At 69.1% G+C, this 12,077-nt stretch carries 7 protein-coding genes; 4 read left to right on the top strand and 3 right to left on the bottom strand.

The window, feature by feature from the left end; all coding sequences use genetic code 11:
• Position 1 precedes the first annotated feature (1 nt).
• The 4 genes from nagA (at position 2) to FBZ89_RS23960 (ending at position 5,971) form a co-directional block, all read left to right on the top strand.
• Positions 2 to 1,174 carry an N-acetylglucosamine-6-phosphate deacetylase gene (nagA, locus tag FBZ89_RS23945; protein ID WP_145752844.1) on the top strand — a complete coding sequence of 391 codons (1,173 nt, stop codon included), beginning with the start codon at positions 2 to 4 and terminating at the stop codon, positions 1,172 to 1,174.
• 171 nt (positions 1,175 to 1,345) lie between these two features.
• Positions 1,346 to 2,572: an ROK family transcriptional regulator gene (locus FBZ89_RS23950; protein WP_145752846.1), complete on the top strand. Its 1,227-nt coding sequence runs from the start codon at positions 1,346 to 1,348 to the stop codon at positions 2,570 to 2,572.
• A 148-nt stretch (positions 2,573 to 2,720) separates the two neighbouring features.
• Complete coding sequence (locus FBZ89_RS23955; protein ID WP_145752848.1) at positions 2,721 to 3,623, top strand: ROK family protein; 903 nt, start codon at positions 2,721 to 2,723, stop codon at positions 3,621 to 3,623.
• Between the two features lie 32 nt (positions 3,624 to 3,655).
• Positions 3,656 to 5,971 carry a beta-N-acetylhexosaminidase family protein gene (locus FBZ89_RS23960; protein WP_145752850.1) on the top strand — a complete coding sequence of 772 codons (2,316 nt, stop codon included), beginning with the start codon at positions 3,656 to 3,658 and terminating at the stop codon, positions 5,969 to 5,971.
• Positions 5,972 to 5,976: 5 nt separating this feature from the next.
• On the opposite strand, the gene FBZ89_RS23965 is transcribed toward FBZ89_RS23960, so the two are convergent.
• The 3 genes from FBZ89_RS23965 to FBZ89_RS23975 form a co-directional block, all read right to left on the bottom strand.
• Positions 5,977 to 8,106 carry an alpha-L-fucosidase gene (locus tag FBZ89_RS23965; protein ID WP_246172515.1) on the bottom strand — a complete coding sequence of 710 codons (2,130 nt, stop codon included), beginning with the start codon at positions 8,104 to 8,106 and terminating at the stop codon, positions 5,977 to 5,979.
• An 81-nt stretch (positions 8,107 to 8,187) separates the two neighbouring features.
• Positions 8,188 to 10,527 (bottom strand): GH92 family glycosyl hydrolase, encoded by a 2,340-nt coding sequence (locus FBZ89_RS23970; RefSeq protein WP_145752853.1) that lies wholly within the window; start codon positions 10,525 to 10,527, stop codon positions 8,188 to 8,190.
• Positions 10,528 to 10,553: 26 nt separating this feature from the next.
• Complete coding sequence (locus FBZ89_RS23975) at positions 10,554 to 11,993, bottom strand: glycoside hydrolase family 125 protein (RefSeq protein WP_186457541.1); 1,440 nt, start codon at positions 11,991 to 11,993, stop codon at positions 10,554 to 10,556.
• Positions 11,994 to 12,077: the final 84 nt, after the last annotated feature.

Genomic DNA, 12,077 nt, shown 5'->3' on the forward strand with positions numbered 1-12,077 from the left:
CATGCGCCATCTTCTGACGGGGGCCCGGCTGTTCACCGGCGACGTGCTGCTGGATGACCACGCGCTGCTGCTGGCGGGGGCCGAAATCCTGGACATCGTGCCAGCCGTCGCCAGTGTGGCGGGCGCGGCGCGGGTGCCCCTGCCCGAGGGCAGCCTGCTGGCCCCGGGCTTCATCGACACCCAGGTCAACGGTGGTGGCGGCGTGCTGTTCAACGACGCGCCCACCGCCGCCGGCGCGCTGGCCATTGCCGCCGCCCACCGCCGGTTCGGCACCACGGCGCTGCTGCCCACCGTCATCACCGACGACTTGAACACCATGATGGCCGCGGCGGAAGCCGCCGCCGAAGCGGCCGCCGTACCCGGCGGCGGCGTTATCGGCGTCCACCTGGAAGGTCCGTTCCTGAACCCGGAACGTCGGGGCGTGCACAAGGCGGCCCACATCCGCCGGCCCAACGGCATCGACCTGGACCGGCTGTCCGCCCTGCCCCGCCACTTCGGCGACCTGGGCCGCGTGTTGCTGACCCTGGCGCCGGAACAGGTGGACGATGGCGACATCGCGCGGCTGGTGCGCGCCGGGATGGTGCTGGCCGGGGGGCATTCCGCCGCCAGCCATGAACGCACGCAAGCGGCCTTGCGCGCCGGCCTGCGCGGTTTCACCCACCTGTTCAACGCCATGCCGCCCATCAGCAACCGGACGCCGGGCATAGCCCTGGCGGCCATGACCGCCAAGGACGCCTGGTGCGGCCTGATCGTTGACGGCGTGCATGTGCATCCCGATCTGCTGGCGCTGGCCCTGGCCGCCAAGCCCCGGGGCAAGATGATGCTGGTCACGGACGCCATGCCGCCCACCGGCACCGACGCGACCACCTTCACGCTGTATGGCGAGCGCATCCACCGCCGTGACGGCCGGCTGGTGACCGATGACGGGGTGCTGGCCGGCGCCGACATCGACATGGCGCAGGCGGTGCGCAACGCCATGCGCCTGCTGGGCGTGGAACTGGAGGAGGCGTTGCGCATGGCGTCGCTTTACCCCGCGCGCTTCCTGGGCATGGACGGGCGTCTGGGACAACTGGCCGCCGGGTTCCAAGCCGACCTGGTGCTGCTGGACGCGCAGCAGCGGGTGCTGGGCACCTGGGTCGCCGGCCAGCGGGACGGAGCGGCCTCGCCCGCCTGAGTGATCGGGAACCCGGACAGGCGGTGGATTATATTTTATATGCTATCCCACTGTACAAATGTGCAGCGAACTTTCTTCGCCCGTCCGCAATTGCGTCATTGTGTCTCTGACAGCGGTGTCTCATCATGAGGTGGAATAAAGAAATTAAATTGCATAAGGGAACCCGGCCGCATGCAGCCGCCCCTCGCCCACCAACAGCCTGAGCTCCACCCCACCCTGGGGGCCAGCCTTTCCGGCACGAATCTGGAACGCGCCGGCGACCATAACCAGCGGGTCATGCTGCAGGCCATTCGCGTCAGCGGTCCCTTGACCCGGGCCGACCTGGGACGCATCACCGGCCTCACGCCACCGGCCATTGCCAACATCACGCGGCGCCTGCTGAACGAGAGTCTCATCCTCGAGGTCGGCCGGTTGCAGGGCACACGCGGGCAGCCCGCCATGCGCTTGGCCATCAACCCGGACGGCTGTTTCGCCATCGGCGTCAATGTCGACCGTGACCATGTGACCCTGGTGGTCCTGGACCTGCTGGGCCAGGTGCGGCACCGCGCCGTGCTGGAGGTGGACTTCCCCCTGCCCGACGCGGTCGCTGCCTTCTTCAAGGCGCAGGTGGGGGAATTGGTGGAAAGCCAGACCTTCCCGCGCAACCGCCTCATCGGCATCGGGGTGGCGCTGCCCGATGATCTGGGCCGGGTGAACCAGCCCAACCGGCCAAAGAGCTTTGAGGCGTGGAGCACGACGGACATCCCCGACCTGTTCACGGCCACCCTGCCCCTGCCGGTGTTCATGGAAAACGACGCGGCGGCGGCGGCGCTGGGGGAACTGCAGTTCGGCCATGGCTTGCGCGACCCCAGCTTCTTCTACGTGCTGATCAACCAGGGCCTGGGCGGCGGAATCGTCATCGACGGCCAGTACTTCAGGGGGGCCCAGGGCCGTAGCGGCGAATTGGGATTCCTGCCCATCACCTCCCCCCGCACGCCGGCGCGGACGTTGGAAGAGGCGGTGTCGCTCTCGGCCCTGTGCGCCTATCTGGCCGCCCGGGGCCGCGCCGTCACGCAACCGGAACAACTGCTGGATCTCGACACCGTGGGCCAGCAGCTGCTGAACGATTGGCTGGACCTGGCCGCCGAATTGCTGACCACGCCCATTGTGGCGGTCAGTTGCCTGGTGAACCCGGAGGCGGTGTTCTTCGGCGGCCGTTTGCCGGCCCCGCTGATCGACCGACTGGCCCAGATGATCAACGACCGGCTGTGGGCGCACCCAGGTGCCATCCCCGTCATCGTTCCCGTCCGCCGTGCAGCCATGGCCATCGACGCGCCGGCGGTGGGGGCGGCCTTGTTGCCCTTCAATGACCGTCTGCTGCCCTCCCGGACCACGCTCATGAAAACGGCGGCCGACTGACCGTATTAATTATTTCATTTTTCCTTTTTAATGAGTATGGTTTTTTAGGGAGATATCCGAAGGCCTCAAAGCAAGGGAGGGGGCCCGGACAACGCCATCACAGCACCATTCCCATCCGTTACCAGACGGCCTGCGAGAGGGCTTACGTATGATTCAAATCGGGGTCGATTTCGGCGGCACGAAGATCGAGGCCGCTGCCCTGGATCTCAACGGCCGCTTCCTGTCGCGGCTGCGCGAACCCAATCCGGGCAGCTATGACGCCGCCATCGCCACCATCTGCCGCCTGATCCATAGGGTGGAGGCGGAAGCGGGCACGCAGGGCACCGTGGGGATCGGCGTGCCAGGCTCGATTTCCCCACAGACCGGCCTCATGCGCAACGCCAATTCGGTTTGGTTGAACGGCCGCGTCTTTCACAGCGATGTCGCCTCCGCCCTGGGCCGTGAGGTCAGGGTCGCCAATGACGCCAACTGCCTGGCCTTGTCCGAGGCCGTGGACGGCGCCGCCGCCGGCGCGCGCATCGCCTTCGCCGTCATCCTCGGCACCGGGTGCGGCAGCGGCCTCGTGATCGATGGCCGCCTGATCGAGGGCGCCAACGGACTGGCCGGGGAATTGGGCCACATCTCTTTGCCTTGGCCCAAGGCGGATGAGGTGCCGGCGCCCGACTGCTGGTGCGGCAACAAGGGCTGCCTGGAAACCTGGGTGTCCGGCACCGGTTTGAGCCGGGAGTTCCGGGCCGTAACCGGCCGCAAGATGGATGCCGAGGCCATCATCCAGAGCATGCGCCGCAACGAGCCGGACGCCGTCGCCGCCTTTGGCCGCTTCATCGACCGGCTAGGCCGCGGCTTGGCCCTGGTCAGCAATATCGTCGATCCGGACGTCTTCGTCTTCGGCGGCGGGCTGTCCAACGTCACCGAAATCTACGACCGGCTGGCCGGCGCCATTCGGCCCTATCTCTTCACCGATGTCTGGGAAGCGAAGCTGGTCCCGGCCCGCTGGGGTGATTCCTCCGGCGTGCGCGGCGCCGCCCGCCTGTGGGAACGCACGCTGTAATGCTGCCCCCTCGGCTCTGGGCCGCGGTGGTCATGGCCACCGCGACCGCCGCCGTGTCACTCAGCGCGCGGGCCGCCTCCCCCCTGGACCTGTCGGCGGCCGTGGTTGTGACCCCTGGGGTCGAAGGGCCAGAAGCCGCCGCCGTGGGCATGCTGGTGGACGAGGTACGCAAGCGCACTGGTATTGCCTGGCCCCAGGTGTCGGTGGCGCCGGACGCGCCGGCCCGCATCGTCATCACCCATGCGGTTGGCAAACCGGAAGGTTATCGCCTCACAACCGAACGACGCGGCCAGGAAACCGTTTTGGTGGTCGCCGGCAACGACGGCCGGGGCGTGCTGTTCGGCATCGGGCACCTGCTGCGCACGCTGACCATGACGCCTGGGCACATCGTCCTGGATCATCCCTTGAACCTGGCCACCAGCCCGGCCCAGCCGGTGCGCGGCCACCAGATCGGCTACCGCTACAAGAACAACACTTACGACGCCTGGACACTGGCGCAGTTCGAGCAGCAAATCCGCGACCTGGCGGTGTTCGGTGCCAACGCCGTCCAGTTGATCGCCCCGGCATCGGACGATGCGCCCAACAGCCCCCTATTCCCGGCCCCGGCCCTGGAAACCACCCTGGGCATCGCCCGTCTGCTGGACAAATACGGACTGGATTGCGACCTGTTTTACCCGGAGATGCGCCAGGACTATGCCGATCCGGCCACGGCGGCGGCGGAGCTGGCGGCGTTCGAGGATCTGGTGCGGCGCTTCCCCCACCTCCACGCCGTCTACGTCCCGGGCGGCGACCCGGGCCACACACCGCCGGACCTGCTGTTCCCCCTGCTGGAGCGGCAGGCGCGCATCCTGCGGCGGTATCACCCCGGGGCCCAACTATGGGTATCGGGCCAAGGATTCGACCAGGCGCACTATGAAGCCTTCTACCACCTGCTGGCCCGACGCCCGGCCTGGCTGACCGGGGTGTTCTTCGGCCCACAGTCGCGCGACCCGCTGTCCGTGCAGCGCGCCCGCATTCCCCGGCGCTATCCTATTCAGTTTTATCCCGACATCGGCCACACCCTGCACGCCCAATTCCCCGTGCCGCACTGGGATCCGGCCTTCGCCCTGCTGGAGGGGCGGGAGCCCATCAACCCCCGCCCCCGGGACGAAACAGTCATCTTCCGCCACTTCGCCAGCCTGACGGCCGGGTTCGTGACCTATTCGGAAGGGGTGAACGACGATGTCAACAAGGTGCTGTGGACGCGCCTGGGCTGGAACGCCGCCACCCCACCCGAAGAGACGCTGCGCGACTACGCCCGCTATTTCCTGGGCGGGGCGGAGGGGGAGCAACTGGCCGCCCTGATCCCGGCACTGGAGCGCAACTGGACAGGCCTCATCAAGGACAACAGGGGTATCGCCGCCACGCTGCAGGGCTTCCAGGGACTGAAGGACCGTCCCGGCCTGCAGGACAACTGGCGCTTTGAATCCCTGCTCTACCGTGCCACCTACGATGCCTACGCCCAGGCGCGGGCCGGGGCGGAGGCACGGCGCGAGGCCCAGGCCCTGGACGCCCTGGCCCAGGCCCCGGCCCGGGGCAGCCGCGACGCCATGGCGGCGGCGGCCGCCGCCCTCGCCCAGCCCGACGATGCCGAAACCGGCCGCCTGCGCGACCAGTTGTTCGACCTGGCCGGCCGCCTTTACGCGCATGTGGGATTGCAGTTGAGCGTCCCACGCTACGGCGCCTCGGGCGTCGAGCGGGGCGCCAATCTGGACCGGGTGGACACCAGCCTGAACGACCGCGTCTGGCTGACGCGGCGCTTCGCCGACATCGCCCAGCTGCCGGACGAGGCGGCGCGCCAGGCGCGCCTGGCCGAGATCGTCACCTGGCGGCAACCGGTGCCGGGCAGCCTGTACGACGATCTGGGGGACCCGGGGCATGAGCCGCACCTGGTGGCGGGCAAGGCCTATGGCCGGGATCCGGAACTGTACGACAGTGCCATCGATGGCATCGCCGACCGGACACCGGATGACGGCTGGCGCCTGTCCTGGATCACCTATGCCGAGACGCTGTATGAGCGGCCCATCCACCTGCGGTACCGGCATCTGGACCCCGAGCGCCATTACACCCTGCGCGTTACCTATGCGGGCGAGGATTACGCCCTGCCCATGCGCCTGACGGCCAACGGCGGCATCGAGATCCATACGGCCCTGCCCCGGCCGGCGAACCCGGCGACCCTGGATTTCGACATCCCCCAACGGGCCATCCGCGACGGCCGGCTGGATCTGGAATGGACGCGACCACCAGGCCTGGGTGGCAGCGGGCGGGGGCATCAGGTGGCCGAGGCCTGGCTGATCCCCCGGCCCTGAGCCCATCAGCGGGTCACGATACCCAGTTCGGCGAAGGCCACCTGGCCCTCGCCCCCCGCGGCGCGGGTAATTTCCAACCGCAGGAAGCGACCGGTGCGCACCTCGGGCAACATCACGCGCTGCTCACCCGTGTTGGCGGCGATGTTGGCGAACTCCCCAACCGCCGCCGGCCCCCAGGTCTTGCCGTCGGCGCTGACCTGGAAGCGGTAGTCGCCCGGCGCGCCCACCCCCGGGGGACGTTGGCCCGCCGGCAGCAGGGTGAGGCCCTTCAGCGGGCGCATGGCCCCCAAATCCACCACGACCTCATGGGGCAAGGCCCGCCCGGCGGTGACCCACAGGCTGCCGGGGTCCTCATCGATGAGCGCCTCTGCCCCCGGCGCCGTGGCCGACACCACCCGCCAGTCCGCCTTGGATACGTCGAACCGGCGCATGGCCACGCCACTGCTGGCACCGGTGCGTGGCAGGTGGCAGATGGCCTGGACGACACCCCCGTCCGGCAAGGGGAAGGGGTCCTGGTAGAGGGGGGAGCGCAGGGTCGGAACCTCGCCATCGGTGGTGTAGTGCAGGGTGGCGCCCGGAATGTCGCTGGATAGCACGACCAGGCCGCGGCGGTCGCGGCGGATGCCCGGCTCCTCCACCAGGTCGGGCAGGCGGAACAACGCCACCTCGCGAAGGGCCGGGCAAGCGTCCGCGTCCAGGATGCGCAGGCGCAGGCGGGTGGTGGCGACCGGGGCGGTCAGACGCACCAGGCGCTGGCTGCCGATGGCGGTGTGGCGGGCGAGTTCCACCCAGCTGCCCGGACCGTCGTCCCAAACCTCCAGCGTGAAGGCCCCAATCCGCTGGCCCAACGGCAAATATTCGCGCAGGCGCACGACGTTGAAGCTACGCGCCTGGGGCCATTCCAGTGTCAGGTCGGCAACGTGGGCCGCATCCGGCGGCGCCCAATAGCTGTCCGGCCGCCCGTCCAGGACGTTGCCGGGGTCGAAGCCGGGCCCGCGCACGGCGTTGGCCTGGACCGTGGCTCCCTGGGCCAGATCGGTGCCAAAGGTCTCGCGCAGCACGTCGCCCCAGCCCTTCAGCACAGCCGCGTCATGGTCCGGGATGCGGCCGCGCCGGTCCGGGGGCAGGTTCAGGATCAGGTTGGCGCCCCGGCCGACGGACTCAAAATAGATCCGCGTCAGGCGCCCCACCGACTTCACGTCGGCATCCTCGCGCGCATGCCAGAACCAGCCGGGCCGCAGGGAAACGTCCACTTCCGCCGGGCGCCAGTGCGTCCCCCCGCGCACGCCACGCTCCCCAATCTCCTGGGTGTAGGGGGCGTCGCCCACCGTGGCGCGGCAGGGGTCGCCAGCGTACCCTTCCTCATTGCCAACCCAGCGCGCATCGGCGCCCCAAGGCCCATGGGCGTCGCGGCCCCAATTGCCCCAGATGACGGCGTCCGGTTGGTATTGCCGTACCAGGGCCCAGGTGTTGGTCCAGTCGTAATAGCTTTCGGCGTCGATGGAGCGCTTCTCCCGCGCCCCGCCGTAAAAGCCGTCGCCCCCGTTGGCGCCGTCGAACCACATCTCGAACAGGGGACCGTAGCCCGTCAGCAGCTCCCGCAGCTGGTTGCGGTAATAGGTGATGTAGGCGGGCCGGCCATAGTCCGCGTGGTTGCGATCCCAGGGGGAAAGGTAGAGGCCGAACCGCAGGCCGGCCCGGCGGCAGGCGGCCGCCATCTCCCCCACGATGTCGCCCTGCCCGTTCTTGTAGGGGCTGTTGCGGATGCAGTGCTCGGTATACCGCGTGCGCCAGAGGCAGAAGCCGTCATGGTGCTTGGCGGTCAGGATCAGGCCCGTCAAGCCCGCCGCCTTGGCGGCCCCGGCGATCTGATCGGCGCTGAAGTCCGTGGGGTTGAACAGGGCCGGCGATTCATCGCCATAGCCCCATTCCCGGTCGGTGAAGGTGTTGATGCTGAAATGGACGAAGGCGTAGGCCGCCATTTCATGCCAGGCCAACTGCCGTGCCGTCGGCACCGCCCCCCAGGGTTGAGGCGCCGGCACCTGCCCCGCCGAGGCGCCCAGCAGGGAAAGCGCGCTGGAGGCGGCACCGGTCGCCAGGACAGCACGGCGCGACGGCAGGAACGGGCGGGACATCGGCAGGCTCCCCGGCATGGCTTATCATTAATGAAACTGAATTAAATTAATGATGCCATGCCTGCGGAAGCGTTTAAAGACCTAAACCCGCGTGGCGGTGAAGGACGGCGGCCGGTCCTCCGCCGCGGCACCGAAGCCGGGGTTGGGCTTGGGTCCCATGGTGAAGATCAGGCGGCCGCCCTGCACCAGATCGGCATGGCGGATCCAGGTGCGGCTGTAAGGCTTGCCCTGCCAGGTGACCGACTGGATGTAGGGACTGTCCGGGGCGTTGCCGGCGGCCTCGATGGTCAGGGTCCGCCCCTCGCCCACCGTCACCTCCACCCGGTCGAACAGGGGGGAGCCGAAGACGTAGAGGGGGGTAACGGGATCGACGGCGTACAGGCCCAGCGCGCTCATCAGGTACCAGGCGCTCATCTGACCGCAATCCTCATTGCCGGCCAGGCCGTCGGGATCCGCCCGGTACATGGTCTTCAGCAGGCTACGCACACGCGCCTGGGTCTTATGGTGGGCACCGGCGTAGGCGTAGAGATAGGCGATGTGGTGGCTGGGCTCATTGCCATGGGCGTACTGGCCCACCAGGCCCGCGATGTCCGGCGGCGCGTCGTCCGGCAGCTCGGAGCTGGTGGTGAACAGCTCATCCAGCTTGCGCTCGAACGCCGCCGGTCCGCCGAACATCTCCATATAGCCATAGATGTCATGCTGGTTCAGGAAGGTGGCCTGCCAGGCGTTGCTTTCCGTGAAGTCGCGCCACTTGCGGCTATGGCCCATGCCGCGCGGGTCGAAGGGCTGGGCCCAGCTGCCGTCGGTGAAGCGCGGGCGCATGAAGGTCATGTCGCGGTCGAACAGGTTGCGATAGTTCAGCGAGCGCTGGCGCAGGGCCTTGGCGTCGTCCGCCGCGCCCACCGCATCGCCCAGGCGGGCGATGGCCCAGTCGTCATAGGCGTATTCCAGCGTCTTGCTGACCGCCTCTTCCACCGTGTCGCTGGGGATATAGCCCAGGCGCCGGTATTCCGGCAGGCCGCTGGTCTGGCCCTGGAACGCCTGCTTGCGGAAAATGGGCCAGGCCGCCTTGTAATCAACGCCGGGTATGTTCTTGGCTGCCGCCTCGGCCACCACCACCGCCGAGTGCCAGCCGATCATGCAGCCCGTCTCGGTGCCCTGCAGGGGCCAGACGGGCGGGCCGGCGGGGCTTTCCTCCGCCATGCGCACCAGCCCACCGACGATGTCGCCCACGCGGCCGGGCGGTTGGGCCAGGGTGAACAGCGGATGCAGGGCGCGATAGGTGTCCCACAGCGAATATGTGGAGTAGTTGTTGGCCCCCGCCGGCAACTGGCGCACCGTGCTGTCCATGGCGCGGTAGCGGCCATCCACGTCGCTGAACAGCGTGGGCGCCAGCAGGGCATGGTAGAGGGCGGTGTAGAAAATGGTGAGGTCGGCGGCATCACCCCCCTTGGTGACCGCCAGGCGGCCCAGCTCCGCCTCCCACGCCGCGGTCGCCGCCGCCCGCACGCCGTCGAAGTCCCAGCCCGGAATTTCGGTGTCCAGGTTGCGCAGGGCGCCGTCGATGTCCACGGCCGACAGGCCCACCTTGACCAGCAGCGGGCCGCCGTGGGCGTCCGGCAGGTCCAGCACGCACTTCAGCGCCGCCCCCTCCACCGCCTGCGCGCCCTCCGGCATGGCATGGTCGTTGCTGTAGAACCGCGCGCCGGCGAAGGGGCGCGACAGCTTCATCGCGAAGTAGATGACCCGCCCCTGCCCCCATTGATGGACATGACGGCCGCCCACCAGCGTGTCCTTGCCCATTAGGCGCAGCGAGGCGCCGGTGATGCGGGTGACGGAGCCGGCGGGGTCCTGGAAACCGTGGGCGAAGTCGATCAGCAGGTGCGCCCCGGCCGCGTCGGGGAAGCGGTAACGGTGCAGGCCCGCCCGCGCCGTGGCCGTCAACTCCGCGTCGATGCCGCTGTCCTTCAGCCGCACCCGGTAATAGCCCGGCGTCGCCTGCTCATCGGCATGGTCGAAGCGGGCGCGGTACCCTTCATCCGGGCCCTCCAGCGTGCCGGGGTCCAGGCGCACAGGCCCCACCCGGGGCACCACCAGCACGTCCAGCATGTCACCCACGCCGGTGCCGCTGAGATGGGTGTGGGAGAAGCCCAGAAGGCTGCGATCCTGGATGTGATAGCCGGAGCACGCGTCCCAGCCGGCGGTGTTGGTGTCGGGGCTCAGCTGCACCATGCCGAAGGGCACGGTGGCGCCGGGATAGGTGTGGCCATGGCCGCCGGTGCCGATGAAGGGATCGACATGGCGGCAGAAGCCCGCGCCGGCTTTCGGCCCTGTGCCGGCGAACGCAACGCCGACACCACCCGCCAGCGGCACCAGGGCCGTGGCGGCCACACCGCCCAGCAGGTCACGCCGTGTCATCATGGAAAAAGCCCTCCGTCAACGCCGGCTCAGGTCAAAGGTTGGCGCAGCAGCGCCGGCTTGCGCGCCATCAGGTTCAGGATCAGTTCGCCGAACAGGCTGTTGGCCCAGGCGAACCAGGGTCGGGTGAAATGGCCGGGATCGTCCTGGCCGAAGGCTTCGTGCATGAAGCCGGTGCCGGCGTGCGTACCCTTCAGCCACAGCAGGCACTGGTGGATTTCCGCGTCGTCGTCGCTGGTCAGGGCACGCACGATCAGGGACATGGGCCAGATCATGCCCAACCCCACATGCGGCCCGCCCACACCCTCCGCCGCGCGGCCCCGGAAGAAATAGGGGTTGCGGCCGCTGAGCACCCGTTGCCGGGTGCGGCGGTACAACGGGTCCCCAGCGTCGCAGCAGCCAAGGTAGGGCAGGCCCAGCAGGCTGGGCACGTTGGCGTCGTCCAGGAACAGGGCGTTGCCGTAGCCGTCGACCTCATAGGCCCATACGTCTTGGCCTTCCCCGTCCGTCATGCGGCCATGCCGCGCCAAGGCCGTCGCCACGGTGTCGGCAAGGCTATGGCAGGCGTTGGCCAGGGCGGCGTCGCCATGGATGGCCTGCGCCATGTCGGCCAGCTGGCGCAGGCTGGCCACGGCGAACAGGTTGGCGGGGACGAGGAAAGGCAGCACGCAGGCGTCGTCCGAGGGCCGGAACATGGAATGGATCAGCCCGACCTTGGCCGTGGGCGCGCCGTAGCCGTCCAGCGGCAGCGTGTCGCTGGGCGTCTCGCTGGCGCGCTGGAAGCGGTAGGGCCCGGGGCCGTCCAGCCGCTGCTGCTCACGGAAGGTGCGCACCACCTGGGCCATGGCTTGGCGCCAGGCGGCGTCGAAGGGGACGATGTCACCCGTCGCCCGCCAATAGCCGTGGGACAGGCGGATGACGTGGCACAGGCTGTCCACCTCCCACTTCCGCTCGGCCACCCCAGGCTTCATCTCCGTCATGTCCTCCTTGGCCCAGCTCAAGGGCGTGGCGGCGTCGGTGTCGCGGCTGAAGGCGTTGGCGTAGGGATCGATCAGGATGCAGCGCGCCTGGCGGCGGATCAGCCCCTGGTAGAGGTGGCGCAGGGCCGCGTCCCGCCGCGCCAGTGGCAGGTAGGGCCACACCTGGGCGGAACTGTCGCGCAGCCACAGGCAGGGGATGTCGCCGGTAATGACGAAGGCGTCGGGTCCGCCATCCAGGGTGCCCAGGGACACCGTGGTGTCCAGCGTATTGGGATAGCAGTTCTGGAACAGCCAGTAGAGTTCCGGGTCGGCGATGGCGGCGCGGGCATCCCGTATCACCGCCTCCACCGCCGGGCTCGCGCAGCCCCGGGCGGCGGGTGCGGGGCGCCGGCCGGCCAGGGAGGGCGCGCCGGCGGCGCGAAGCGGGCCCGACAGGCCCATGCCCACGCCGGCCACGGCCATAGTCAACACATCTCGGCGGTTAGGCATCCACGTCCCATGTCTGGGGCCCGTAAAAGGACGGGCCGGTTCCGCCGGCCTCACCTCGGCAGAATAGGGAAAGGTCCTGGTGAT

The organism is Nitrospirillum amazonense, assembly GCF_007828045.1.
Classification (GTDB): Bacteria; Pseudomonadota; Alphaproteobacteria; order Azospirillales; family Azospirillaceae; genus Nitrospirillum; species Nitrospirillum amazonense_C.

Coding starts and splice junctions, on each gene's coding strand:
- FBZ89_RS23965 (WP_246172515.1), bottom strand. CDS start 8,106: ATGTCCCGCCCGTTCCTGCCGTCGCGCCGTGCTGTCCTGGCGACCGGT.
- FBZ89_RS23960 (WP_145752850.1), top strand. CDS start 3,656: ATGGCCACCGCGACCGCCGCCGTGTCACTCAGCGCGCGGGCCGCCTCC.
- FBZ89_RS23955 (WP_145752848.1), top strand. CDS start 2,721: ATGATTCAAATCGGGGTCGATTTCGGCGGCACGAAGATCGAGGCCGCT.
- FBZ89_RS23975 (WP_186457541.1), bottom strand. CDS start 11,993: ATGCCTAACCGCCGAGATGTGTTGACTATGGCCGTGGCCGGCGTGGGC.
- FBZ89_RS23970 (WP_145752853.1), bottom strand. CDS start 10,527: ATGATGACACGGCGTGACCTGCTGGGCGGTGTGGCCGCCACGGCCCTG.
- nagA (WP_145752844.1), top strand. CDS start 2: ATGCGCCATCTTCTGACGGGGGCCCGGCTGTTCACCGGCGACGTGCTG.
- FBZ89_RS23950 (WP_145752846.1), top strand. CDS start 1,346: ATGCAGCCGCCCCTCGCCCACCAACAGCCTGAGCTCCACCCCACCCTG.